Source organism: Herpetosiphon sp. NSE202 (assembly GCF_042688385.1).
In the GTDB taxonomy this organism is placed as follows: Bacteria; Chloroflexota; Chloroflexia; order Chloroflexales; family Herpetosiphonaceae; genus Herpetosiphon.
Genome location: NZ_JBHUPY010000005.1, coordinates 319,148 through 344,757 on the forward strand (window position 1 = coordinate 319,148; position 25,610 = coordinate 344,757).

The 25,610-nt window shown below is 50.4% G+C and carries 18 protein-coding genes and 1 CRISPR repeat array (1 of these 19 cut by a window edge); of the genes, 10 read left to right on the forward strand and 8 right to left on the reverse strand.

Annotation, left to right across the window (positions count from 1 at the left end; genetic code table 11):
* Nucleotides 1-59: 59 nt before the first annotated feature.
* The gene (locus ACFMKP_RS07455) at nt 60-2,654 is read right to left on the reverse strand and encodes a LuxR C-terminal-related transcriptional regulator (protein WP_382290479.1); all 2,595 of its coding nucleotides are present in this window, start codon (nt 2,652-2,654) and stop codon (nt 60-62) included.
* 128 nt (nt 2,655-2,782) lie between these two features.
* Here ACFMKP_RS07455 and hisD point away from each other — a divergent pair, with 128 nt between their 5' ends.
* Complete coding sequence (gene hisD / locus ACFMKP_RS07460; protein ID WP_382290481.1) at nt 2,783-4,117, forward strand: histidinol dehydrogenase; 1,335 nt, start codon at nt 2,783-2,785, stop codon at nt 4,115-4,117.
* A gap of 351 nt (nt 4,118-4,468) precedes the next feature.
* Here hisD and ACFMKP_RS07465 read toward each other — a convergent pair whose 3' ends face one another.
* Complete coding sequence (locus ACFMKP_RS07465) at nt 4,469-4,963, reverse strand: DUF6438 domain-containing protein (protein ID WP_382290483.1); 495 nt, start codon at nt 4,961-4,963, stop codon at nt 4,469-4,471.
* A 566-nt stretch (nt 4,964-5,529) separates the two neighbouring features.
* Here ACFMKP_RS07465 and ACFMKP_RS07470 point away from each other — a divergent pair.
* From ACFMKP_RS07470 to ACFMKP_RS07500, 7 genes are all read left to right on the forward strand, one after another.
* The gene (locus ACFMKP_RS07470) at nt 5,530-7,305 is read left to right on the forward strand and encodes a choice-of-anchor Q domain-containing protein (protein ID WP_382290485.1); all 1,776 of its coding nucleotides are present in this window, start codon (nt 5,530-5,532) and stop codon (nt 7,303-7,305) included.
* A gap of 271 nt (nt 7,306-7,576) precedes the next feature.
* Entirely contained in the window at nt 7,577-9,370 is a 1,794-nt protein-coding gene (locus ACFMKP_RS07475) for a choice-of-anchor Q domain-containing protein (RefSeq protein ID WP_382290487.1), read from the forward strand.
* 204 nt (nt 9,371-9,574) lie between these two features.
* Nucleotides 9,575-11,842, forward strand: a complete 2,268-nt coding sequence (locus tag ACFMKP_RS07480) for a tail fiber domain-containing protein (RefSeq protein ID WP_382290488.1) — start codon at nt 9,575-9,577, stop codon at nt 11,840-11,842.
* Nucleotides 11,839-12,450, forward strand: a complete 612-nt coding sequence (locus ACFMKP_RS07485) for a hypothetical protein (protein WP_382290490.1) — start codon at nt 11,839-11,841, stop codon at nt 12,448-12,450. Before ACFMKP_RS07480 ends, ACFMKP_RS07485 begins: the two co-directional genes overlap by 4 nt.
* Nucleotides 12,451-12,812: 362 nt before the next feature.
* A complete protein-coding gene (locus ACFMKP_RS07490) occupies nt 12,813-13,916 on the forward strand; it encodes a glycoside hydrolase family 19 protein (RefSeq protein ID WP_382290492.1) in 1,104 nt (367 codons plus the stop codon).
* A 620-nt stretch (nt 13,917-14,536) separates the two neighbouring features.
* Nucleotides 14,537-15,148, forward strand: coding sequence for a hypothetical protein (locus ACFMKP_RS07495; protein WP_382290494.1), 612 nt, complete (start codon nt 14,537-14,539; stop codon nt 15,146-15,148).
* A gap of 27 nt (nt 15,149-15,175) precedes the next feature.
* Nucleotides 15,176-15,586 carry a hypothetical protein gene (locus ACFMKP_RS07500; RefSeq protein WP_382290496.1) on the forward strand — a complete coding sequence of 137 codons (411 nt, stop codon included), beginning with the start codon at nt 15,176-15,178 and terminating at the stop codon, nt 15,584-15,586.
* On the opposite strand, the gene ACFMKP_RS07505 is transcribed toward ACFMKP_RS07500, so the two are convergent.
* The 6 genes from ACFMKP_RS07505 to ACFMKP_RS07530 all read right to left on the reverse strand — a co-directional run bounded on the left by ACFMKP_RS07505 (nt 15,552) and on the right by ACFMKP_RS07530 (nt 21,546).
* Complete coding sequence (locus tag ACFMKP_RS07505; RefSeq protein ID WP_382290498.1) at nt 15,552-16,316, reverse strand: hypothetical protein; 765 nt, start codon at nt 16,314-16,316, stop codon at nt 15,552-15,554. The two genes, ACFMKP_RS07500 and ACFMKP_RS07505, sit on opposite strands and share 35 nt — an antisense overlap.
* Before the next feature lie 107 nt (nt 16,317-16,423).
* Entirely contained in the window at nt 16,424-18,262 is a 1,839-nt protein-coding gene (locus ACFMKP_RS07510) for a PPC domain-containing protein (protein ID WP_382290500.1), read from the reverse strand.
* Between the two features lie 388 nt (nt 18,263-18,650).
* On the reverse strand, nt 18,651-19,403 hold the full coding sequence (gene tpiA / locus ACFMKP_RS07515) for a triose-phosphate isomerase (RefSeq protein ID WP_382290502.1): 753 nt from the start codon (nt 19,401-19,403) through the stop codon (nt 18,651-18,653).
* An 18-nt stretch (nt 19,404-19,421) separates the two neighbouring features.
* Nucleotides 19,422-20,066, reverse strand: coding sequence for a peptidase M50 (locus ACFMKP_RS07520; RefSeq protein ID WP_382290503.1), 645 nt, complete (start codon nt 20,064-20,066; stop codon nt 19,422-19,424).
* Nucleotides 20,067-20,071: 5 nt separating this feature from the next.
* Nucleotides 20,072-20,746 (reverse strand): protein-L-isoaspartate(D-aspartate) O-methyltransferase, encoded by a 675-nt coding sequence (locus ACFMKP_RS07525; RefSeq protein ID WP_382290505.1) that lies wholly within the window; start codon nt 20,744-20,746, stop codon nt 20,072-20,074.
* Nucleotides 20,743-21,546 (reverse strand): TlyA family RNA methyltransferase, encoded by an 804-nt coding sequence (locus tag ACFMKP_RS07530; protein WP_382290507.1) that lies wholly within the window; start codon nt 21,544-21,546, stop codon nt 20,743-20,745. The genes ACFMKP_RS07525 and ACFMKP_RS07530 overlap by 4 nt, the downstream gene beginning before the upstream one ends.
* Before the next feature lie 201 nt (nt 21,547-21,747).
* On the opposite strand from ACFMKP_RS07530, the gene ACFMKP_RS07535 reads away from it, so the two are divergent.
* Nucleotides 21,748-22,557, forward strand: coding sequence for an alpha/beta fold hydrolase (locus tag ACFMKP_RS07535; protein ID WP_382290509.1), 810 nt, complete (start codon nt 21,748-21,750; stop codon nt 22,555-22,557).
* A 644-nt stretch (nt 22,558-23,201) separates the two neighbouring features.
* Nucleotides 23,202-24,212, forward strand: a complete 1,011-nt coding sequence (locus tag ACFMKP_RS07540) for a transposase (protein ID WP_382290511.1) — start codon at nt 23,202-23,204, stop codon at nt 24,210-24,212.
* Between the two features lie 122 nt (nt 24,213-24,334).
* A CRISPR array of direct repeats spans nt 24,335-25,610; the repeat unit is 37 nt; unit sequence GTTTTAATCCCCTGACGAGGATTTGGGTTATTCGAAT; it runs 11,934 nt beyond the window's last position.

Sequence of the window (25,610 nt, forward strand, 5' to 3'; positions counted from 1 at the left end):
GTCATACCTCAAACGAGTTATTCGGCGAGGTAGGCTGCATTTTCATTTGGTTGTGGGGTTTAGGTTTGGGGCAAGATGCCAAGGCTGCGGGCACGGGCAACGGCTTGGGTGCGATTCGTGACCTCAAGTTTGGCATAAATATTGCGGGCATGCACTTTTACCGTGTAGATCGACAAATACAGCCGCTCGCCAATTTGGCGGTCGGTGTAGCCTGCGGCAATCTGTTGGAGCACCTCGATTTCGCGCTCGCTCAGCCGCTCGACTAGCTTGGCTTGGGGTTTAATTGAGGAATTATCGGTAAACAGCGGCAGCACCTGCTCGATGAGTGACGAGTGCAGGCCATAGGCTTGGGCTGTATGCAAAAGTTGTTGCATTGTAGGACCATAATCAAGCAATGTGCGGATTAATTGATTGGCCTCTGCCAGTGGTAATGCCTGTTTGAGCCATTCGATTGCCTGTTCGTTTTGGCCTTGGGCGGCATAAGCTAGCGCCAACAAGCAGCAAGCTTGCATCAACTGGTCGGGCCAATTGTTGGCTTGGGATTGCTGCTGGAGCGGCGTTAGGATGGTAATTGCCGCTGCTGGCTGAGCTTGGGCCAAAGCAATCTGGGCTTGGCAAAATGCGAGTTGATGGCTGGTGGCAAGTTGCTTGGCGTTGCTCAATTTGGCTTCGCGCAAGAGCAATTGAATCCGCAGATGGGCAATTTCAGCAAAGCGTTGCACAAAATTATGCTGGCGCGCCAATTGTTCAGTTTGCTCAAGCAGCCGTTTTGCTCCTGCTAGATCGTTGTGGGCCAGCTTAATTTGGGCCAACATCAATTCGCACAAAATAAAGCGATCGATGCCTTGCTCGTATTGCAGCGCAAGGTGCAGGCTTTGCTGGGCATGCTGCTCGGCGGCGGCCAAATCGTTCCATTGATAGGAAATTCGTGCCAAGCCAAGTTGGGCCTCGTAGATGATTTGCTGCGGCTGCTCGCCCGCCAATTGCAGCACATGCCGATAGGTTGCGGCGGCCCGATACAGCTCTAGGTTGCTTTCGTGCAATTGGCCCATGCCGATTGAGGCCAAAATTAGGGTAAACGTATCATTGGCTTGTTGGCTCAATTCGATTGATTGGCTCAGGGCAATGTTCGTGTTCTGGCGTTCGCCGCGCACGTGATAGGCATAGGCCAAGGCCCAATTGGTTGTTGCCCGAAAAGGCAAATTTTGGGGATGCAAATAGGCAAATGCCCGTTGGGCTTGGGCGATAATCGTCTCAATTTGATATTGGGTTAAGGCGATGGTTGTGCGCGCGGCAGCAATTTGGCCAATTAAATCCCGGGTATGCTCATTATCTGGCTGTTGTTGCAAGCCACGTTCTGCTGCTTGCAATTTTGGCTCAACGCCGCTGGTTTGGCCCAGCACTAGCAGAATTGCCGCATAGCGCACCAACAACGAAGGCTGCTGATCAAGCACTGCGCTGGGCAAACTGGCCAGCCAATTGAGCATCGCCGAGACAAAACCATTGGCGTGCAGCGGCATCTGGAGCATCAATTGTTCGGCTCGTTGATAATCGTGGCCCAGCGTGGCATGCTGAAAGGCTTCAAGCAGCAAATCGTGCTGTTGATACCAATGGCTGGCCCGTTGATGCAGCACCACAAGCTCTGGCTGGCTGAGTTGTTGGGCCAAACGCTGACGGAGTAAATCGCTAAATAGCTGATGATAGCGATACCAAGCGCGTTGCTGATCGAGCGCCACAATAAATAAATTTGCCTGATCGATTTGGGCGAGCATTGTTTGGCTGTTGGTTTGGTTCAAGACTGCATCACACAACGGCCCAGTCATGCGCTCGAGAATCGAGGTTTGGAGCAAAAATGCTTGGATCGCCGGCGTTTGTTGGTGCAGCACTTCGCTGAGCAAATAATCTAAAATAAAGTGATGCTGGCCACTAAATGTTTCAATAAAACTGCTTGGATCGTGCTGGCCTTGGAGTGAGAGTGCCGCGAGTTGTAGCCCAGCAACCCAGCCTTCGGTCCGGGTTTCGAGTTTGGCAATCGCCTGATCTGGCAAGTGCAAGCCCATGACTGTGGTGAGAAATTCGCTACTTTCAGCCAAATTGAAGCGTAAATCGCTAACTCGCAATTCGTTGAGTTGGCCGCGGGCACGTAAACGGGCCAAGGGTATTTGCGGGTCTTCGCGGGTTGCCACCACAAGGTGCATGGAGTTGGGCATATGCTCCAGCAAAAAATTGAGCATATCGTCGACTGCTTGATTTTCGATCACATGATAATCATCGAGCAGCAGCAGCATTGGTTGCTTGATTTGATTAATCTCATTGATTAAGCTAACGAGCAGTTGCTCGCTTGGGGCTGGCTGCGCTGCTTGGAGTGCTTGCTGCACACCTTGGCCAAGCGTTGGCTCAATCGTTTGCAACGCTGCTACCAGATAGCTCAGCCAGCGCAACGGATCATTATCGCGCTGATCGAGGGTTAGCCACGCCTTGGCATAGCTGGTTTGGTGCAGCCATGTGCTTAGCAAGGTTGTTTTGCCAAAGCCTGCTGGCGCTGCAACCAAAGTTAGCCGCCGATCGAGGCCGCGCTGCAGCCGCGCCAGCAGCTGGCTGCGGTTAACGACGCTTGTCCGCGGACTGGGAATCATCAGTTTAGTTGTCAACATTGCAATTGCCATGTTGGCATTATAGCCCAAACCTGTGCAGCTTAAGGCGTGGGCCGAATTGAGCATTTGCGCTCAAGCCTGAATTTGGTAGCATGCTAGGGCCTTGACCTTGCATAGATGGAGCCGTTATGCCGATTAAGCTTTATACCGATCTTGCGTTGGCCAAACAAGGGCCATTAGCGCGAGTGGCCTTAGATACGATCGAAATTCCTGAGCGTTTGCAACAAAGCCTTGATACGATGTTTGGCGCTGGCACAACCCCAGCCGCAGCGGTTGACCAGATTTTGGCCAGTGTACGCCGCGATGGCGATGCAGCCTTGCAGCATTGGAGCAGCACCATCGAAGGTGTGGCGATCAACGAGTTTGAGGTTGATCGCTTGGCAATCGAAGCTGCCTATGCCTTGGTTGATCCATTATTGATTGAGGCCTTGCGGGTTTCTGCCGCCGAAATTGAGCGCTTTCACCGCAAACAAACCCGCCAAAGTTGGGTCGATTGGAGCGATGAAGGTGCGCTTGGCCAAATTGTCTTGCCGCTTGATCGGATTGGAGCCTATGCGCCTGGTGGCACTGCGCCATTGCCTTCATCACTATTGATGGGAGTGATTCCGGCCAAGGTTGCTGGAGTGCGCGAGATTATTGTTTGTTCGCCACCACAACGTGCTACTGGCGAGATTTCGCCGCTCGTATTGGTTGCTGCCGATATTGCTGGAGTCGATCGGATTTTTCGCTTGGGCGGGGCGCAGGCGATTGCGGCCATGGCCTATGGCACAGACAGCGTGCCCCATGTGGATAAAATTATTGGGCCTGGCAATTTATTTGTGGTGCTGGCCAAAAAAGCGGTGTATGGCACGGTCGATATTGAAGCCTTGCCCGGCCCGACCGAAACCATGGTGATTGCCGATGCTGATGCCAACCCTGAATTAGTGGCCGCCGATTTGTTGGCCCAAGCAGAGCATGATCTGTTGGCCTCGGCGATTTTGCTTACGCCCTCGTTGCCATTGGCCGAAAAAGTGCAAGCTGCGGTTGCCCGCCAACTAGAGGAGCTAGACCGAGCGGAGATCACGGCCCAAGCCTTGGCCAATCGTTCGGGGATTGTGCTTGTACCATCGTTGGAGGTCGCGTTTGAAATTAGCAATGCCTATGGACCCGAACACCTCTGTTTATTGCTGAACGATCCTTGGCAATATGTTGGCAAGGTGCGCAATGCTGGCGGCATTTTCATTGGCGAGCGTTCATTTGAAGTCTTGGGCGATTATGTGGCTGGGCCATCGCACATTATGCCGACTGGCGGAACTGCCCGCTATGCCTCGCCAGTCAATGTTGATCACTTTCGCAAGGTGATTTCGTTGGTCGGCTTGAACGAAAAAGCTTTACAACGCTTAGGCCCCGTTGCCCAGCGTTTGGCTGAGGCCGAAGGCTTGACCGCCCACGCTGCTGCGGTGCGTCGCCGTTTGGAGCAATAACTGAGAGCATAGAGCATAGAGCATAAGATTGGGGGGCAGGGAGCCACCAGCCCCAATCCTATGCAGCGTGGGCGAGGGGGAGCACTGGTTTTCACCACGCAGTGCGGCAGAACCACAGCGTTAAAGCCCCTCGCCCGCTGGGCGGGAGAGGGGTTGGGCTGAGAGGATCTTCACAACCGACCCTTGAAAGCCAGTCCATGCAACGCGGGCGAGGGGGAGCACTGGTTTTCACCACGCAGTGCGGCAGAACCACGGCGTTAAAGCCCCTCGCCCGCTGGGTGGGAGAGGGGTTGGGGTGAGGGAATCAGGCTGTGGTTAACGTGATGTGCCAGTACACAAAAGTAGCAACATTTAATCAGTCCATTGTTTGACATTGACTGTTGTATCGATCAATTTTTCCAGCGCGAATAACCCATCTTCGCCAGCAAAGCCGCGGCAACCATAATAGTGCCAAACCGCTTTGCTCTTGCCATTCATAGTGATCGATGTGGCAGCACCTGGATTATCAGTCGCGCTGCCGCCAACGCACTCAGGGCCTTCATTGTACGAAGCTTGATAATCCCAATAATTGCGTTCAACAAACGCATTAATGAGCGTCAGCAGTTGTTCATTGCTGATGTTCGTTTCAGCCTGACCAACGATTTTTACAAAATCTTTGCCTTCATACACTACCTTGCCTGTATGATCAATGGTCACTTCATAAACTGGACATGTGCCATAACACATGCTGCGTCTAATTGTTATTTCTAGATCAGCGGGCACTTGTTGAATTCTGGTTGGCACAGCGCTTGGCTGCGGCGTGGCTTTGCTGACTGCTTGACTGCCACAGCCCATTAATCCCAACAATAACTAACCCACTATAAAACTGCGGCGAATGTTCATGAAACCAACTCCTTTACTCGTTGAAGCTAAAACGATCCAGCGCTTGATTATCGCCTCAAGATCATTACGTGTATGCCAAAGCGACAATCAATGCGATTGCCTGTTTGCTGATTGAGCATTGGGATTAAATTCAAGTAATTATTAGGGTTTGGGATAATTGTGGGCATGCTAACTCTCGTGCAAGGGCCACAACCAGCCTAATTATAGCATGACGGCACACCGATCAACGCCATTTCTTTTGATCTTATGCGTGCTGTTTGATCGTGAAGCCTTCGTGTTTGGCCTGGCATCTGCTCAATCATCAAGCGCTTTTCTTTCTTGCCGCTACCAACAATTTAACTCCATAGACAGATATATAGTGCGCACAAGTTTAGCGTGCGATGATACCATCAGCTCAGCATAAGCCAACGTAGCCTACACGAATTATGAGCTATGTTTTGGGATCGATTTCATTAAGCTATTGATTGTTGCTGATATAGATGAGCCAACCATGTGAGATTGGTTGGTACTAACTGTAGTGAGGTAGGGATATGCGATTTGTGCGTTGGATTGGGCTTGGGAGTTTGGGGTTAGCACTCAGTTGGCAAGCGGCGGCGGCGAACATCAATCAGCCGCAAGTATTGCACACGACAATTACCGTGAACACTTTTGTTGACGATTTTACCGCCAATAATGGCACATGTTCGTTGCGCGAGGCAGTTCAAGCGGCCAATACCGATTTGGCGGTTGATGCGTGTCCTGCTGGTTCGGCTAGCGATACGATTCAATTGGCCGCAGGCAGCTATCAATTAAGCCTAACTGGTGCTGAAAGCCCGCAAACGGGCGATCTTGATTTGAATGGCACAATTCAGATTACCGGCGTGACCTCAGCAACCAGCATTATCAATGCCAATCGGATTGATCGAGTTTTGGATATTGCTGGCGGCAACGTCAGCTTGCGCAATCTGCAAGTGCGTGAAGGATTTCGGCCAGGAACCACTCAAGAGTACACCGTTTATGGCCAAGGCATTTTGCATCAAGCAGGCTCATTGACAATCGACAATAGCATTATTACGAAGAATGGGCGGAGTGCTAGCGGCGATATGGTTGGCGGTGGGATTGCTTCGTTGACTGGCTATCTGACAATCACCAATAGTTTGATCGCAGATAATCACCTTGGCTATGTGTATCTGGAGACCAGTGGACCTGGTGCAGGGATGTACATTGACACAAGTACAGTCAGCATTAGCAATTCAAATTTCAACAGCTCAAGCGGCGGTACTGGTTCAGCCATCTATAATGATGCCGGGCATTTGACGATTACGGGATCAACGATTGAGGACCATTCAAGCCTCGGTGACTTTAGCGCAGTTGTAGCGACTGACCGTGGTCAAATAATCGTCAACAAGAGTATTTTTAGCAATAACCAGCCCAGTGCGCTGCGCATTTATGCTGGTTCAGCCAGCGTCACCGATAGTCTCTTTCGTGGCAATGGTGGCAATGGCTCGTTCTATTGTTCCAAAGGCGGCGCAATCAATAGTAGTAGTGCATTGAGCGTGAGCAATTCGCGCTTTATCGATAACTGGGCGAATGAAGGCGGGGCAATTGCGGTTGTGACTGGCACGGCAAGCATCGATCACAGTGAATTTAGCGGCAATGATGCGCGTGAATTCATGGCTGGCCGCGACATCTGTATTGGCGATGGCGGTACGATGAGCACTGGCCGCGGCAAAGTCCGACTTGATTCCAGTACGCTAGCCTATAATCATGCCGATGGCTTTGCGGCAGGAATTTTTCATAGTAGCAATCCAAATCCCTTGATCATTCGCAACTCAACAATTGTTTCGAATACCAATAATTTATTGAACCCTGAAGATGGCAGCATTGTCGAATTTGATGGGCCGGGGATTACCGCACTCTACAGCTCGACCGTGCAGCTGAGCAACACGCTGTTGGCGGGCAATCGCAACGATGCTAGCAATGTGGCTCGCGATTGCTCAGGCCTACTATTCAGTCAAGGCCATGTCTTGATTGAGCATGCCGATGCAGCCTGTAATCTGACCCAAGCCACGGGCGATCTGATTGGCGTGCAGCCGCAGTTGGGGAGATTTGCTTTTCATGGTGGCTTCACCCGCAGCTTCAGCTTGAATCCTACCAGCCCAGCAATTGATGCAGGCTCCAGCGATTGTGGCTCGACTGATCAACGCTATTTCCCACGGCCTGTCGATGGTGATAGCGACGACCAAGCGCGGTGTGATATTGGGGCCTTCGAGTTTGGCGCAGCAGCAATTCAGTATTCGATTTATCTGCCCATGACGATTAAATAAAAACCTCGTACGTTGCCTGAATGCCAGCTGGATGATCCGGCTGGCATTTTTTGTTGCTTGCATGCGGATACTGCCCGACACCGTGCGGCTAATATTTGTACATCAGCTGCATAGACAGATATATAGTGCGCACAAGTGCCCTAGGCAATGCTAGGATATCCGTTGATCGAGTGAATCCACGGTTTAGGGTTGCTGGATCTGGTTAAGCAGATGAACCATAAGACTTTATGACCACATGCTCTGCTGGTGTATTTTGTAGTGAGGTAGGGATATGCGATTTGTGCGTTGGATAGGGATTGGGAGTTTGGGGTTGGCACTTAGTTGGCAAGCAGCGGCGGCGAATATCAATCAACCGCAAGTATTGCACACGACAATTACGGTTAATACGTTGGTTGATGATTTTACGCCCAATAATGGCACATGTTCGTTGCGCGAGGCAGTTCAAGCGGCCAATACCGATTTGGCGGTTGATGCGTGTCCTGCTGGTTCGGCTAGCGATACGATACAATTGGCCGCAGGCAGTTATCAATTAAGCCTGATTGGTGCTGATGGCCCGCAAACGGGCGATCTTGACTTGAATGGCACAATTCAAATTACGGGCGTGACCTCGGCAACCAGCATTATCGATGCCAATCGGATTGATCGGGCCTTGGAGATTACTGGCGGCACTGTAAGCCTACGCAATCTGCAAGTTCGTGAAGGCTTCCTTGATGGCATTCCTGAACAATCAACGGTTTATGGTCATGGAATTCTGCATCACGCAGGTTCATTGACGATTGATAGTAGCTTGATTACGACCAATGGGATTATTACCAGCCCAGCTACCTTTGGTTACAATAATCATGGCGGTGGCATTGCCTCGCTGAGTGGCTATTTAACGATCACCAACAGCCTAATTGAGCGCAATCGGGTGCGTCATGTCTATATGGGTGGCATTGGCTCGGGCGGCGGGTTGTATATTGATGCAACCAGCGTGAATATTAGCAACTCGACGCTGCGTGAATCGCAAGGTGCTGCTGGCTCGGCTATTTATAATGGTCGCGGACGCTTAAGCATTAGCAATTCTACGATCGCGGGCCATGTTGGCACCTCCGATGGTTCAGCTGCTATTGCCAACGTGCGAGGTGAGTTGACGCTAAGTGCAACAAGGTTGAGCAACAATACACCAAAAGCACTCGTTCATGGCGGCGGCACGGCTACGATTAACAACAGCAGCTTTATTGGCAATGGTGGAGGTGGCTCGTTCTATTGCTCATATGGCGGCGCGCTTGCAAGCTATGGCCAATTGGCGATCAGCAACTCACGCTTTGTTGGCAATTGGGCGAATGAAGCTGGGGCAATTGCGGTTATGACTGGGACAACCACGATTGACCATAGCGAATTTAGCGAAAATTATACCCAGATAACTGGAACCGGACGCGATGAATGTCGCGGCAATGGCGGGGCGATTAACACCGGTTATGGCGGCAAGGTCTGGCTTGATTCAAGCACGATTGCTTATAATCGCGCCGATGGCTATGCCGCTGCAATCTATCATTCCTATAACCCAAATGCCTTGATTATTCACAATTCGACGATTGTTTCGAATACCAACTCCTTGTTGCACCCCTACACCCAAGAAATTGTCGAGGACGATGGGCCAGGCATTACCGCGCTCTACAGTTCGACCGTGCAGCTGATCAACACGCTTGTGGCAGGCAACCGCAACGATGTGAGCAACGTGGCTCGCGATTGTTCAGGCCTAATCAGCAGCCAAGGCCATGTCTTGATTGAGCATGCCGATGCAGCCTGTAATCTGACCCAAGCCAACGGCGATCTGATTGGGGTGCAGCCCAAGCTGGGGAGCTTTGCTTTCCATGGTGGCTTTACCCGCAGCTTTAGCCTGAGTGCCACCAGCCCGGCAATTGATGCAGGCTCCAGCGATTGTGGCGCAACCGATCAACGCTATTTCCCACGGCCTGTCGATGGCAATAACGACGACCAAGCGCGGTGTGATATTGGAGCCTTCGAGTTTGGCGCGACAGCAATTCAGTATTCGCTTTATCTGCCCATGACAATTAAATAAAAAAACTCGTACGTTGCCTGAGTGCCAGCTGGATCATCCAGCTGGCATTTTTTGTTGCTTGCATGCTCATTCTACCCCGATCATAGTTGCCAAGAATGGTATAACAGTGGTAGTAGGCCAGCCTCTCGTTGGGTGTTGCAAAAACCTACCTGAGAGCAATGGAAGATGGTGGTTGATAGTTATTTATTGATAGGAGCAGCAAACATGATTCGTAAACGCTATCTCATGCTGATCGGCTTGGTTTTAGCTGGCACATGGCTTTTGCCTGTTGCCGCTCAGGATCAAACCAACCAGCAACCAGCGGCAGTTTTAGCACCCTCCGGCGAAACAATTACCTACCAAGGAATGTTGCGCGAAAGTGGCAGCGTCGCGAATGGCGTTTTTGATTTTCAATTTAGCTTGTATTCGAGCGCGACAGGTGGCACAGCCTTAGCAACGATAACCCAAGCTGATCTGAATGTGAGTAATGGTTTGTTTACAACCCAGCTTAATTTTGGCGAAGATTTCTTTAATGGTGAAAGCCGTTGGATAGAGCTAGCGGTCAAGGCCGATGTCAGTAGTAGTTATACGCCGCTTACGCCACGCCAACAAGTGACCGCCGCACCTTTGGCCTTGGCCTTGCCTGGCTTCTGGACTCGCCAAAACATCTCTAGCCCCAACCTGATTGGTGGCTACGAAGGCAACACGATCACAAGCAACAGCGTTGGGGTCACGATTAACGGCGGTGGCAATGCGGCGAGCCTTAACAGTGCCTATGATAGCTATAGCTCAATTGGCGGCGGCGCTGGCAATAGCGTTGGCAGCAACGATGGCGCACCAACAAACGATGTTTATTCCACGATTGGCGGCGGCATCGACAACACTGCGAGCCAAGAATATGTGGTGATTGGCGGTGGCCAAACCAACAATGTTAGCGCTGCTTGGTCAACGATTGGCGGCGGGATCAATAATACGATCAGTGGCCGTTATAGTGTAATTGCTGGTGGCGGCGGCACAACTGGCAATACAATCTATGACGATTATGGCACGATTGGCGGTGGCAGCGAAAACAGCGCTGGGCTAACTGGCGATGCAATGAGCCAAATGTATGCAACCGTTGGCGGAGGTCGCGCCAATGTTGCCAGCGATAATTATACGCTGGTCGGCGGTGGCCGAAGTAACAGCGTGAGCGATGACTATTCGACAATTGCTGGTGGCTACAACAATACTATTACGGCGCAATTTGCTACGATCAGCGGCGGCGGTAGTTCTACTAGCAGCCAAGCCAATCGGGTTTACGACAATTATGGCACCATCGGCGGCGGCACTAATAACACCGCTGGGGTAACTGGCGATACGACAAGTCAGCAATCGGCCACGGTTGGTGGAGGTAACAGCAACACTGCTAGCGCCAATTACACCACGGTTGCTGGTGGCACAAGCAATACTGCTAGCGGCGATACTAGCAGCATCGGCGGCGGCCAACTCAATGCAGCGAGTGGAAGTTACTCGGTGATTGCTGGTGGTCGCACCAATATCGCTTCTTCGATTATTGCGACGGTTGGCGGTGGTCAATCGAACCAAGCTACCAACACTGGAGCTTTTGTTGGTGGCGGTCAGACCAACACGGCGACTGGTCAATATGCGGTTGTGGCTGGTGGCGTTAATAATGATGCAACCAATACCTATGCTTCAGTCGTTGGTGGCATCAACAACCAAGCGACTGGGGCTGGTACCTTCGTTGGTGGCGGCCAGAACAACAATGCCAATAGCACGCTCTCGGCAATTTTGGGTGGTAGCGGCAACACAACTTTGGCCGATTATACCGTTGCCGCTGGTGAGAATGCGGTGGCGGCCCATGCTGGCAGTTTTGTCTGGGCTGGGCAACAAACCAACAAAAAAGATACAGTTTCGACAACTGCACCTGGCCAGTTTATTGTGCGTGCTCCAGGCGGCGCGTGGTTTGGGAGCAGCACGAAGGTTATGATTCCCGATGGCGCAATCTTGGCGACTGAAAGTGGCGCTTTTCTGAGCAAGGGTGGCACTTGGACTAATTCATCAGATAAAAATCTTAAATCGAACTTTGCAACAATTGATCCTCAGCTGCTGCTCGATCAGCTGGCTGCAATTCCCGTTCAATCGTGGAACTATACCAGCGAAGGGGCAACGGTGCGCCATATTGGCCCAACGGCCCAAGATTTTTACACAGCCTTTGGCTTAGGCAGCGACGATCGCCATATTGCCACGGTTGATGCTGATGGCGTGGCGCTAGCAGCGATTCAAGGCCTGCATAGTTTAGCCACCGCCCAAGCCAAAACCATTGATCAACAAGCTGATCAATTAGCGGCCTTTGATGTTCGGCTTGCTGCGTTGGAGCACGCTCAACCAGCCCAAAACGGATTTTCAGGGCTTTGGCTACTCCCAATAGTCGGCTTGGCACTTGGCTTGGGTTGGCTGCTTGGTCGGCGGAGCGCCAAGGGTCAACGCATATGAAACAGCGCTTGATCTGGTGGCTCCTTCCCTTGATTGGCCTCATGCTTGCGGTTCAGTTGGCCCAAGCTCAAACTGGCGGAATATTTAGCCTTGAGTGGTCGACCATCGATAGTGGCGGCGGAACGAGCACCGGTGGCGATTTTGAGTTGCATAGCTCGATTGGCCAGGCCGATGCGAACGCTGCCAGCACTGGCGGCGAATTTAGCATTGAAGGCGGCTTTTGGGTTGGTGTGCCAACATTAACTCCAACCGCAACTGCGACTGAAACACCGACGAACACTCCGACCATCACAGCGAGTAATACGCCGACGAACACGCCAACTGAAACACCGACGAACACTCCGACCATCACAGCGAGTAATACGCCGACGAACACGCCAACTGAAACGCCGACCGTGACAGCGAGTAACACGTCAACGGCAACTGCAACCAACACCCTGACGGCAACACCGACCAACACACCGACGGCAACCGCAACCAATCCTAGCGCAACATATCGCGTGTATTTGCCCCAAACGATGCGGGCTGAAGCTGCGCTGCGCCAAAGCAATCGCCAGCGTGCAATCAACCAATATGCTTTACCCAAACATGCGATTGAAGGCGAGTAAGTTTGCTTGATGGGCATTGGAAGCCACTCCATGCCCATCTTCGCTTAAGCTCGTGCTTGGTGATCCTTCGCGTTCTGCGTGGTTAAATGGCCTCCCCTACTTTAATCTAGTTATTTTTAATCATATTTATACTAATTTAAACCTTTTATTAAGGAAAATTCTTGACATTGCCAATCTGGCATGATACGTTCTTTGTAATTCCACTGGAATAATAAAGATGGAAGGCTAGATTCGTTCAATTGGCATGGCTGATTTTTTGGTGCATGCTGGCGGTTTGGGTGGTTGCCAAGGCTGGCAGCGATCCTTAAAGCGCGCCGTTATCAACGACGATGGGCAATTGAAGCATCGATTTAGGAGGTTGTATGAAACTCCCCCAACTGACTCCCTCGAAACTGAGCAAGTTGTTGCTTACGCCACTCTTGATCAGCGCATTTTGGGGCAGTCTGCTCAATCCACAGGCTGGGATGGCTCGTGAATCATTCGCTCCTTCCGAAGCGAGCCTGGCGCAAAGTTGCAATTTTACCGATTGGGTCGCAGGTCGCCAATATTACACGGGCAACATCGTGCGCTACAACGGCAGTTTCTATGTGGCCGAGCACGATAATCCAGGCTATGATCCAACGATCAGTACATGGTTCTGGGAGCCAACCAGCTGCGGCGGCGGTGGCGGTGGCGGCGGCAGCTGTAGCTACACCGATTGGGTGGCAGGCCGCCAATATTACACGGGCAACATCGTGCGCTACAATGGCAGTTTCTATGTGGCCGAGCACGCTAACCCAGGCTATGATCCAACGATCAGCACCTGGTTTTGGGAGCCAACCACCTGTGGCGGGACGAATCCCCCACCAGCATCGGGCTTTGGGGCAATCGTCAGCAAGGCCCAATTCGAGCAAATGTTCCCCAATCGCAATTCCTTCTACAGTTATGAGGGCTTAGTGCAGGCAGCAGCCTTCTATCCAGCCTTTGCTGGCACTGGCTCGACCGAAGTTCGCAAGCGCGAAGCCGCTGCTGCTTTGGCAAACTTTGCCCACGAAACCGGCAACTTTGTGCATATTACCGAAATTGCCCAAGGCGAATATTGCCAAAATAGCGCCCAATGGCCGTGTGCCCCGGGCAAACGCTACTTTGGCCGTGGCCCAATTCAGTTGAGTTGGAACTACAATTATGGGTTGGCAGGCCAAGCATTAGGCTTGAATCTGCTCAACGACCCCGATTTGGTATCGCGTGATTCAGCTGTAGCCTGGAAAACCGCGCTCTGGTATTGGATGACCCAACGTGGCCCTGGCTCGATGACTCCTCACGATGCGATGGTTAATGGCAATGGCTTTGGCGAAACCATTCGCAGCATTAACGGCTCGGTCGAGTGCAATGGTGGCAATCCCGGCCAAGTGCAAAGTCGGGTCAGCTCATACCAATCGATCACCAATCGACTTGGTGTAAGCCCAGGCAATAATTTGTACTGCTAGATTTTGCATCATTCCCTCACCTCCCAACCCCCTCTCCCACTGAACGCGGGCGAGGGGGAGTGTTCCTTTGGTTACCAACCAATTGGGCCAGAACCACACCATGAAAAGCCCCTCACCCCCCAAATCCACTCCTTTCAAGGGTAGATTTTGAGCGATTGATCGGCGGTGGGGCGATCCCTCACCCCCCAACCCCCTCTCCCACTGAACGCGGGCGAGGGGGAGCCAACCATTGTTCGCCAAGGAATTGCGGGAGAACCATAACGTTAAAGCCCCTCGCCCGCGCCACGGGAGAGGGGTTGGGGTGAGGGGATCTTCACAATCGACCTAACCAATAAAACACCTAAAACTTAACTGCTCAATCCAAATCAAGTCCTCAGAAGTATTAAACTCGCGATTGATCGCGCCATCGGCCAGCAATGGCTCAACCGCAAACAACGTATTTGAAATGCACAATCCAGCCGCTAGGAATATTGAGCGCAACCGGTAATGGATAGTTTTTCATCGTTTGCTCCTGCGAAATAGTGCTGCTTAGCATAGCAAATCCTGCGCCCAATGCTCGCAGCATATGCTATACTCTGCTTATAAATTGAAACATTTGTTCTATTTTATGGAGGGAATGTATGGGAATAGCGTATTATTTCACTCGTATAACCGCCGAAGATCTTGCTGAGTTAGAAAAAATTGAAGAAAGAGTCGACATTTCCCAAGCAGTGACTGACAATATACCAGAGGATGAAACCCTTGAACATGAATATTGGTGCAGTATTGATCCGATTTATCGAGTTACACATCGACGTAGCCATCTGCAAACCTATACCATGGTGCCAATGGATGAGCTTAGCCCTGAAAAAGCCTGCTATTCATTTACCGTGGAGAATAGCTATTGGTCGTTATTAGAACGATTAATCAAGCAACTCGTGCGCGATCAAGTGATTCCTTATTGGCCTGTAACACAGGAGCATCCTGTACATATTGGCGATTTTTCGATGGGATATAGCCGACTTCATATTCTGCTGCATGATGAACTTATACCGCTATTGACAATGTTGCAAGATTTTCCTTACGAGCAGCTTAAACAACGGTTTGATGCTGATTTTGCCGAATTTACCGATATGACAGAGCGCGAGAAACAAGGCGTTTACAATGCAGTAGTTGGTTGTTTGGAGAGTCTTCAGCTCATGGCGCAACAAGCCTATGCTGCCAACGAGTCAATTGTTTGGTATATTGGCTAAAATCAATTTTAATGAGAGGAACTTGCTATGAGCGAAGCCAAAAATGTCTACTACTTCAGCGAAGGCCAAGTTTGGCGCTATCAAACCCGCTCGCACGAGCCAGAATCGGCGGTGTTAATCAACAAGATTGAGTATCATTCAGTCTTGGGTGCAATTTTTCATATCAGCATTGCTGGCGTGGATGTGAAAAATCCCCATTCGCCTGAGCCAATCAACCAACTCAACCACTTTCCGGTGGTTGCCAGCACGCTTGAACAAAGCCTGACTGAGTTGGTCGATACCAATGTCAGCAATCCGGGCTTCATGGAAGGCTACGATTCGTGGCGCGAAGCCTTTGTGCAAGGCAAAGCTGGGGTTTTCAATATTTCAGTTAGCGAAATTATCAACATTGTCGAAGAGATGATTAATAAACCTGATGCGCCAGCATTAACCAGTTAATCGGCAGCAGATTACGGCGATTTAACCATTGAAGCACCGCCAAATCGGTTAAATCGCCCATTTGCCATTGATACAACAGGCCGATGAGCAGCGGCGCATACGGTGGTTGTAATAGATTGGCCAAAACAAATGCTCCTTCACGTTGATATTTGCGCGAAATGTCGGCCAAGATTGACATAAATGCTGGTTTGGCTTGGACAAGCTGGTTGATGCTCGATTCAATTTCGGCGGTTAGTGCTTTGGCCTGCGGATACCATGCAAGCGCTGCTCGTTCACGCTCGGTCAAAATTGCTTGCAGTTGGGTTTGATAGGCAACTGAATCGGGCGCAAGGCCGCTGGCGACTGCTGCTAAGAAATGGTGCGGCGGCTGATAACGATGAATCTGAATCAAATGCACGAGATTATTTGGCACTGCATAGCATTGTTGATCAGCGCCGATAATCCGTAATTCAGCTGTACCTAAACCAATTGCTGCCTGATCAATGTTGCCGTGTTGATCGGTTGGCTCGCCAGCACATAATGGGCAATAACTCGGCTGCGCCGTCCGATAGTGATAGATTGAATAGGGCGTGTAGGCCTGGAGTTTGGCAAGCAGCTGTGGTTCGATGCGGCCAATCGCATAGGGTTGATCGTGGCCAAGCCAGCCAATACAACGAGTTGTCGGCTCAAGCCATGGAATCGTCGCCACATAGGGCCAGCCATCGGGCATCCACGGAAAATATCTATCCATAACAAGCCTCAATTAATCAGCTAGCATTGCATTTTCCTCCAATGGCAATTTGCATGATCCGACCAAACACAATAATTCAGAGTGCTTGGCCGGAGCATTGATCACGCTCAACGCCTGACAAATGGCATATACACTGGTTTAAAGCAGCTATCTTTACAAATACGCAATGTATATGAGCCATACCAATAGAGCGAATCATTACTAGCAACGGCTACAAAATAAGTTCCAGCTGTTGCAAATGTAAACGTAATTCGAGCATCAATGCCACCTGAATAATTAGTTCCATAGGGATCGCTAGAAATTAACGTACCGCTACTGTTATACAGCCATAATCCAGTTGCACGTCCGGAACTACTTTGTGCATTTAAGGTTTCGATAATTACTTTTTGATTAGCAGTTACAGTAAAGCGATAAAAATCTTCATCGCCATAGCGTGAAACATAATTTGTTGCATCGAATAGAGTACGATTGACTGCATTTTTTGATTCGAAATCGATACTATTAGCTATTGGGATAACATCATTTGGTTCATAGTCATTCGTTGCATCCCAGGCAGCGCCTGTTTGATCATATTTTGGCAACACCCGTAGCGAATATGTACCCGTCCAGTTGACAAAATAATCTGATTCTACCTGAATAAAATAAGTACCAGCGGTTGCAAAGGTAAAGACAATTCGTGCATTGACATTGCCAGTTCCATTATTGCCGCCTTGATCATTGGCAATTAAGCTACCACTACTGTTATACAGCCACAATCCAGTTGCGTCGCTGCTATTACCGGTAATATCAAAGGTTTCAATCACGAATGTTTGGTTGGCGGTTACCGTAAAACGATAAATATCTTGGTCGCCATCAGCTGAGACATAATTACTATTATCAAAAATTTGGCGGGTAACTGCATTTGGATAGCCTGGAGTAATTGAATTTGCAATCGCAAACACATCATTCGGTTCATAATCGTTATTTGCATTCCATGCAGCACCAGCTTGATCATATTTTGGCAATACTCGCAGCGAATATGTACCCGTCCAATTGATAAAATAGTCTGATTCGACGTGGATAAAATAAGTACCTGCGGTTGCAAAGGTAAAAACAATCCGCGCATTAACTGTTCCTGTTCCGTTATTACCGCCTTGATCATTGGCGATTAATGTCCCACTACTGTTATACAGCCACAATCCAGTTGCATCACCGCTATTGCCAGTAACATCAAAGGTTTCAATCACGAATGTTTGATTGGCAGCTACAGTAAAGCGATAAATATCTTGGTCGCCATCAGCTGAGACATAATTACTATTATCGAAAATTTGACGGGTAACTGCATTTTGATAACCTGGGGTAATTGTATTTGCAATCGCAAACACATCGTTCGGTTCATAATCATTCGTTGTATTCCATGCAGCACCAGCTTGATCGTATTTGGGCAATACACGTAAGGAATATGTACCAGACCAGTTAATAAAATAATCCGATCCGACTTTAATAAAATAAGTACCTGCGGTTACAAACGTAAAAACAATCCGCGCATTGACATTGCCAGTTCCGTTGTTACCACCTTGATCATTGGCGATTAACGTACCGCTACTGTTATACAGCCATAATCCGGTTGCATCATTGCTTGTGCCAACCACGTTATAGGTTTCGATCACAAAGGTTTGGTTGGCAGTAACTACAAATTTAAAATAATCTATGTCGCTTGAATTGGCAATCGTCGCATTTGCATGACCAGCAGCATGACCCGTGGTGATGCTGTTAGCGGCTGCGATGGTATTATTCGGCTCTACTTCGGCTAATGCTGTCTGTGGTGAATCCGCATTTTCACGTGTTACAGAATCTAAGTTTACTTCGGTGGATTGATTAACTATCTTTTGACTATTAATACTTGTTGGGATAATAAGACTGCTAAAAATGAAATTTAACACGACTATCCTGCGAAGATGCGCCATACAATAGCTCCTAACGTTTAATAGTATTTACTGCGGTGCTATAGTTTTATCACACATCTAATGCCAAAACAAGCTATTCTAGTACTTTAGTGGGTATTCAATGTTGGGATTGATGGGCTTAAATATGCTGTGATTAATGAACATTAATCAATATTCTGATAAGCATCGTTTATGATCTGCATACCACATTCATTTCTATCAGCCTAGCAAGCCAATTGTGGCGCTTAATGTGGTTTCCATGAAGTTGTCTATGCGCTGAGGCGAGATGAGTCCCATGATGTAAATAACCCTGGCTTGTTATATTTGCCCATAAAAATAACTGCAACCACAAAACAAAAAGCCCCTCGTCGGATTCAACGACGAGGGGCTTGATTAAAACTATTTAATCCTACTTAAAGCGTACAATCCGAATAAAATCGGCGGCTTTGAGTGCGGCTCCGCCAACCAATGCGCCATCAATATCAGGCTGAGCCATCAATTCATCGACGTTATCGGGCTTGACCGAGCCACCATACTGAATAATGATCGCGTCAGCGGTTGCTTGATCGCTCAAGGCTGCTAGCTCGGCGCGAATGCGGGCGTGCATGGCTTGGGCATCGGCGGGAGTGGCGGTATCGCCAGTGCCAATGGCCCAGACTGGTTCGTAGGCAATCACGACGCTGCGCAATTGCGCGGCGCTTAATCCAGCCAAGCTGCCGCGTAATTGCCCAACCACGACGCTTTCTGCTTGGCCACTATCGCGTTCGGCCTTAACTTCGCCAACACACACGATCGGCTTGAGGCCATTGGCCAAGGCAGCATGAGCTTTGCGATTGATCAGCTCATCGGTTTCGCCGAAATATTGGCGGCGTTCGCTATGGCCCAAAATCACATAACTACAGCCCAATTCTTTGAGCATTTGGGGCGCGATTTCGCCAGTGAACGCGCCTTTAGCTTCGTAGTGCATATTTTGCGCACCCAAGGCCACGGCGGTGCCATCGAGCAAGGGCGCTAAGCTGCCCAACAAGGTGAATGGTGGGCAAACCACCACATCACGGTCGTTCAAATCGGTCAAATCAGCGCTAAGTGCCTCAACCAAGGCCACACCCTCACTGACCCCGTAGTGCATCTTCCAATTACCAGCCAACAATGGTCGGCGCATACATCCTCCAAAAAAGCTTTAGAAGCCAAAGACAAACAAGGTTTTGGCAATCGGCAGGTATTGTACAACATACAATAGCCCACCAACGGAGGCCATGGCAATGAATGCTCGCATGTCCCAGTCCATAATTTTAGCGCCATCCAACGGGCCATACGGGATCATATTAAAAATCCCCAGTAGCGAATTGACTACATAGCTGTAGACGGCAGTCTTAAACAGAAACTGAATATTAAGCATATTGGCAATTGGAATCAGAATCAACGAAAGCAGTGCGATAACCATATTGCTGGCTGGTCCAGCCGCCGCCACCAAGCCAACTTGTTTTTTGGTCAGATAGCCACGATGATGCACCGCCCCAGGAGCTGCAAAGATAAAGCCCGTTAATGCCAGCAACACCGAAATCACTAACATAGCATCGTTAGCAAAAAAATGGGCTTGGCTGCCAAAGCGCCGCGCTACCACGCGATGAGCTAATTCGTGGATGACAATGCCGAGGCCAGCGGCAATGCCCATAATGATTACTGCATCAATCAATGGCATACTGTGTCGATAGACTAAAGCAAAGGCAAGGGTTGTTCCAAGCCATGCTTTGGCAAATTCAAATAGCTCATTGCGCGGTTTGTTATCTGAGCGAAATGGGTAGCCAGCCTGTGGATTAAACATTGAGCCTACTCTCCTTCCGCTGTGGTTTCTGGTGCTTGCTCCCAGCCACCAGCGCCAATCAGCGGCACAAAGCGAACGTTGCTAATACTCGTTTTTTGCCAATCTTGGCCTTGGCGTTGCAGCCGAATTAAACGTTGATCGTGGGCCTCGCCAACTGGAGCAACCAAGCGCCCGCCATCGTGCAACTGGCTGAGCAAGGTTTGGGCAAGTTGCGGCGTGGCCGCCGGAATGCTAATCGCATGATAGGGCGCTGCTGCCGGATACCCCAACGAGCCATCACCCCAGATCAGTTTGATATTACGATAGCCTAAGTTGTGGAGCAGCGCATGGGTCTGCTTGGCGAGGGCTTGATGGCGCTCGATCGTCACAACCTTGGTCACCAATTCGGCAAATACTGCGGCAGCATAGCCTGAACCAGCACCAATTTCAAGGAGCTGTTCATGAGGATTCAGCAACAATTCCTGGGCCATCAAGGCCACAATATAGGGCTGTGAGATGGTTTGCCCCAGCGTCAAGGGTAAGGCTTGGTCGCTATAGGCTTGGGCTTGCGCGGCCTCTGGCACGAATAAATGGCGCGGCACATGCGCCATCGCTGCCAAAACCCGCTGATCATGAATGCCGCGCGTGATTAATTGTTCGTCGACCATGCGCTGTCGTTGTTGTTGCCAAACATCACTCATACACCTACGCCACTTAACGCCTGCAACAAATCAATTGTTGCAGCAGCGCCCCGTTGAAAATAGCCTAGAAATTCGATATTGCCCTCTGCTCCGGTAATTGGCGAGCGGGTTAATCCAGCCAAACCTAAGCCTAAATCAGCTGCCTGCTGCACCACCCTTTCAATCACTTGGCGATGCACCGCCGAGTCGCGCACAATGCCGCCTTTGCCAACATGCTCAGGGCCAGCCTCGAATTGCGGCTTGATCAAACAGACAATCCAGGCATCGGCGGTCAGCAAGCGCAGCATTGCTGGCAGTACCAAGCCTAGCGAGATAAACGAAACATCGACGACCCCACAGGTTGCGAGCGCTGCCGTTTGCTCTTCGCTCGTAGGCAAGTGCTCCAAATAGCGAATATTGGTGCGTTCGAGCACCGTCACCCGTGGATCTTGGCGAATTTTCCAATCGAGCTGGCCATAGCCAACGTCAATTGCATAGACATGGGCTGCATCGCGCTGCAACAACACATCGCTAAACCCGCCTGTACAAGCCCCAACATCCAAGCCAATCTGGCCCTGCGGGTCAAGCTGAAAGCTATCAAGCGCATGGGCAAGTTTTAGCCCACCACGCCCAACATAGGGCAAACTCGATTTAAGCGTGATTTGGGCAGCAGGATCAACCAACGTGCCAGCTTTGGTTTCAGCTTGCTGATTGACGATCACATCGCCTGCCATAATTAATGCTTGGGCTTTGGCGCGGGTTGGCGCAAGTTGTAATTCAACTAATAACAGATCTAAACGTTGCTTTTTAACCTTGGTCATACGACTAATCCTTTGTGTAGACTGGCTATCATTTTAACTGAAACCCCTAAATACAAAAAGGCCACGCATGGCGTGACCACAAGGCTATTAATTATTGTCAGCAATTATGAGCAGATAAAGCTAAGGAGATTTAGTTATAGATCATATGTTCTATTTATGCTATACTGCCGCAGTTACCGCTTTGCTATGATTGGAGCTGCAATGCAGACTATCAGTTCACAAGATGGAACACGTTTGGCCTATGATGTGTATGGGAGTGGCCCGCCGCTGATTTATGTAACTGGCGCAACATGTTTTCGCTCGTTTCCGCCGATTGTTAGCGATGCCAAAGCCTTGGCTAAAGCTTTTACCGTCTACAACTACGATCGGCGTGGGCGTGGCGATAGCACTGATACCTTGCCGTATAGCCTTGAGCGTGAGCTTGAAGATTTGCTGGCGCTTATCGAGGTTGCTGGTGGCAAAGCCCATGTGTATGGCCATTCCTCGGGAGCAGTTTTGGCGCTCGAAGCAGCGCTGCACTATCCCGCAAAGCTCGATCAGGTATTCCTCTATGATCCGGCCTATGTGCACGATGCAACCGAAAAAGCCGAGTATGCAAGTTTGCGCGCCAAGATTGAAACAATGCTTGCTCATGGCCAGCATGCCCGTGCAATCACCAGCTTTTTACAAGGCATCGGCATGCCCAAAATTGTTGGTTGGCTGATGCGCTTCATGCCAGGCTGGAAAACCATGGTCGCACTTGCCCCAACGCTCGCCTACGACCTGAGCTTAACCGCCGATCTGCCACCGTTCGAGCGGGCCAGTCAATGCAAAATTCCCGTGCATGTGATGGCCGGCGCAAAAAGCCCAGCTGGCATTCGCAGCCTATCCCAAGCCTTAGCCGCGCAGATACCCAATGCTAGCTACGATCAGCTTGTGGGTCAAGGCCATATGGTGAACACGAAACACTTGTTGCCACTGTTTATGCGCTACCTCACTACCGCTGCCGCAGTCGGCTCCCCCAGCGCATAGCCCCAATTTAGTTTTATGCCACAACCCTTAACAATCAATAGTTACTAATACTTGTCATAATCAGCCTCGTGTAAGGTTGGAAGGGTGGTGAACGAGGGGCTAGTAATCAGGGGGTCAGGGTTCAGCGATGAGGAACCGCGAAGAGCGCGAAGAATGAGTAACAGAAAAAATTGTAACAATCCACAACGTGAATATTAGGGTGTGCAGGGGGGGTGAAAACCCCCTGCGTCTCCCGCCTTGAGGCGGGACGGAAGGGTGGTGAACGAGGGGCTAGTAATCAGGGGTCAGGGGTCAGCGATGAGGAACCGCGAAGAGTGCGAAGAATGAGTAACAGAAAAAATTGTAACAATCCATAACGTGAATATTAGGGGGTGCAGGGGGCTGAAACCCCTTACGGGGGTAGGTTTTTAAGATTTAAGCGATGACGCATCGCGACCGTTGGTGTATGATCAGGGTGTCAACAACCAATCAACACCTGTGAGGTCGCGATGCGTCATCGTGGATTATCCGCATGGGAAGGCGTGGTGTCAAGGGCCTTTCCGCACTTAAGTCGATCGGTTGCCCGCGGCTTAGCCTGGTGGAGTTTCGGGATCGCCCACACCCGCGGGTGTGGACGACGCACCATCGCGACGTGGTTGGCCTGCTTGCTTGGGCTGCAGGTCAATACGATTGAACAACGCTTGTACGAATGGTGTGTCGATGCCGCCCATAAATCTGGCGACCAGCGCCGCACCGTTGATGTCACCACCTGCTTTGCCCCGTTCCTCGCCTGGGTTCTCCGCCTCTGGACCGGAACTCAGCTCGCCCTCACCCTCGATGCCACCCCGCTGCGCGATCGCTTTACCTGTTTGACAATCAGTGTCGTGTATCGCGGCAACGCCATTCCCGTCGCGTGGGCCATCCTCCATGGCACCCAGAAACAGGCGTGGAATCCCCACTGGCTGCGGCTGTTGGCCCGGATCCAGCCCGCTATTCCTGCCACCTGGACGGTACTTGTCCTGACCGATCGCGGCCTGTGGTCATCGACGATCTACCGTGCCATTCAGGCCCACGGCTGGCATCCGTTCATACGAATCACGCGCCATCGCACGGTGCGGCCCGAAGGCCAAGCGCGATCGGTGGCTCCGACGACGCTGGTCAGCTCCCAGCAGCCGACATGGCGGGGGGCCGTGCAGGCGTTTCAAGAACGGTATCGGCTGGCAGCGACGTTGCTGGTGTGGATGGATGGGCAGCATGCCGAGCCGTGGTGCATCCTGACCGATCTGCCCGCGACGGCCAGCGATGCGGCGTGGTATGGGCTGCGGGCATGGTGTGAACAGGGCTTCAAATGCACCAAACGCGGCATGTGGCAGTGGCAGCAAACGCAGATGACCGACCCGCAACGGGCGAAGCGGCTCTGGCTGGCGCTGGCGGTGGCCACGCTGTGGCTAACCAGTATGGGCAGCGCGGTCGAGGACGGGAGCGTGGACGCGGTGGTGCCACTGCCCAACCTGCATGACCTGTGGGCGGCGGGCCGTCGTGTGATCCGTGTGCTCCGGTTGGGCTGGCTCTGGCTTCAGACCCAGTATCTCCACGGGCGGCCCATCCCACTGCCCATGCGCCTCCGTCCCGATCCATGGCCCACCACACCCGCCATCCGTCCCCCCATTCCTTAAAAACCTACCCCCGTAAGGGATGAAAACCCCCTGCGTCTCCCGCCTTGAGGCGGGACGGAAGGGTGGTGATCAATAATCGCTGTTGTACTTCAATACCTCGCTAAAATCAGCCCTTATAAGGCGTTTTAATCGCCTGACGAGGATTTGGGTTATTCGAATCAACGCAGACGAATTGCCCAAGCCGGAAATGTTGGCCGTTTTAATCGCCTGACGAGGATTTGGGTTATTCGAATGCTCCAGTTTGTTTTATCATAGCTTGTTTAAAACCTTTGGGTTTTAATCCCCTGACGAGGATTTGGGTTATTCGAATTATCAAATTACGCTAGCGGCGAACGCGTAGAGTTTGAAAGTTTTAATCCCCTGACGAGGATTTGGGTTATTCGAATGGAATTGCAGCGGTGTCGCTAGGTGAATCGACAGCGTTTTAATCCCCTGACGAGGATTTGGGTTATTCGAATTGCAGTCAAGCTATCGCGGGTTTGACTGCGTGGAGAGACGTTTTAATCCCCTGACGAGGATTTGGGTTATTCGAATCAATACTTCAATAGCATACAAATGTTTATCATCAAGGTTTTAATCCCCTGACGAGGATTTGGGTTATTCGAATCAATACTTCAATAGCATACAAATGTTTATCATCAAGGTTTTAATCCCCTGACGAGGATTTGGGTTATTCGAATGCTCCAGTTTGTTTTATCATAGCTTGTTTAAAACCTTTGGGTTTTAATCCCCTGACGAGGATTTGGGTTATTCGAATCGCAGCGCTAATCGTTTCGTGCGCCTCAACACCATTAGTTTTAATCCCCTGACGAGGATTTGGGTTATTCGAATCCCATGTCTATGTACCAGTACGGTTATCGGAATTTGGTTTTAATCCCCTGACGAGGATTTGGGTTATTCGAATTTGTCGTAGACGGCCAGTACTGGCTACCGATACCAACCTTCGGTTTTAATCCCCTGACGAGGATTTGGGTTATTCGAATTCACTACACAACGGTTAAGCCTAACGATCTTGGTTAGACTTAAGTTTTAATCCCCTGACGAGGATTTGGGTTATTCGAATAAAACGCAGTCAAAAAAGCGGTAGACTTAATAATCTATCGGTTTTAATCCCCTGACGAGGATTTGGGTTATTCGAATATAACTGTGCTGCACGGCGTTTCTCCTCAACTGTAAATTTCGTTTTAATCCCCTGACGAGGATTTGGGTTATTCGAATCGTGCGTTTGGCTTCTTGATAATAGGTCTTGAAATCGTTTTAATCCCCTGACGAGGATTTGGGTTATTCGAATCTAGTGCCATCAAACCTTCAACGCCGTTGCCAATTGTTGTTTTAATCCCCTGACGAGGATTTGGGTTATTCGAATCTTTTACATCAAATATTTGCTGTTCAGGATTT

Excerpts from the sequence above, each read along its gene's own strand:
- ACFMKP_RS07455 (WP_382290479.1), bottom strand. The coding sequence starts at position 2,654 with ATGTTGACAACTAAACTGATGATTCCCAGTCCGCGGACAAGCGTCGTT.
- hisD (WP_382290481.1), top strand. The coding sequence starts at position 2,783 with ATGCCGATTAAGCTTTATACCGATCTTGCGTTGGCCAAACAAGGGCCA.
- ACFMKP_RS07470 (WP_382290485.1), top strand. The coding sequence starts at position 5,530 with ATGCGATTTGTGCGTTGGATTGGGCTTGGGAGTTTGGGGTTAGCACTC.
- ACFMKP_RS07475 (WP_382290487.1), top strand. The coding sequence starts at position 7,577 with ATGCGATTTGTGCGTTGGATAGGGATTGGGAGTTTGGGGTTGGCACTT.
- ACFMKP_RS07480 (WP_382290488.1), top strand. The coding sequence starts at position 9,575 with ATGATTCGTAAACGCTATCTCATGCTGATCGGCTTGGTTTTAGCTGGC.
- ACFMKP_RS07485 (WP_382290490.1), top strand. The coding sequence starts at position 11,839 with ATGAAACAGCGCTTGATCTGGTGGCTCCTTCCCTTGATTGGCCTCATG.
- ACFMKP_RS07490 (WP_382290492.1), top strand. The coding sequence starts at position 12,813 with ATGAAACTCCCCCAACTGACTCCCTCGAAACTGAGCAAGTTGTTGCTT.
- ACFMKP_RS07495 (WP_382290494.1), top strand. The coding sequence starts at position 14,537 with ATGGGAATAGCGTATTATTTCACTCGTATAACCGCCGAAGATCTTGCT.
- ACFMKP_RS07500 (WP_382290496.1), top strand. The coding sequence starts at position 15,176 with ATGAGCGAAGCCAAAAATGTCTACTACTTCAGCGAAGGCCAAGTTTGG.
- ACFMKP_RS07505 (WP_382290498.1), bottom strand. The coding sequence starts at position 16,316 with ATGGATAGATATTTTCCGTGGATGCCCGATGGCTGGCCCTATGTGGCG.
- ACFMKP_RS07510 (WP_382290500.1), bottom strand. The coding sequence starts at position 18,262 with ATGGCGCATCTTCGCAGGATAGTCGTGTTAAATTTCATTTTTAGCAGT.
- tpiA (WP_382290502.1), bottom strand. The coding sequence starts at position 19,403 with ATGCGCCGACCATTGTTGGCTGGTAATTGGAAGATGCACTACGGGGTC.
- ACFMKP_RS07520 (WP_382290503.1), bottom strand. The coding sequence starts at position 20,066 with ATGTTTAATCCACAGGCTGGCTACCCATTTCGCTCAGATAACAAACCG.
- ACFMKP_RS07525 (WP_382290505.1), bottom strand. The coding sequence starts at position 20,746 with ATGAGTGATGTTTGGCAACAACAACGACAGCGCATGGTCGACGAACAA.
- ACFMKP_RS07530 (WP_382290507.1), bottom strand. The coding sequence starts at position 21,546 with ATGACCAAGGTTAAAAAGCAACGTTTAGATCTGTTATTAGTTGAATTA.
- ACFMKP_RS07535 (WP_382290509.1), top strand. The coding sequence starts at position 21,748 with ATGCAGACTATCAGTTCACAAGATGGAACACGTTTGGCCTATGATGTG.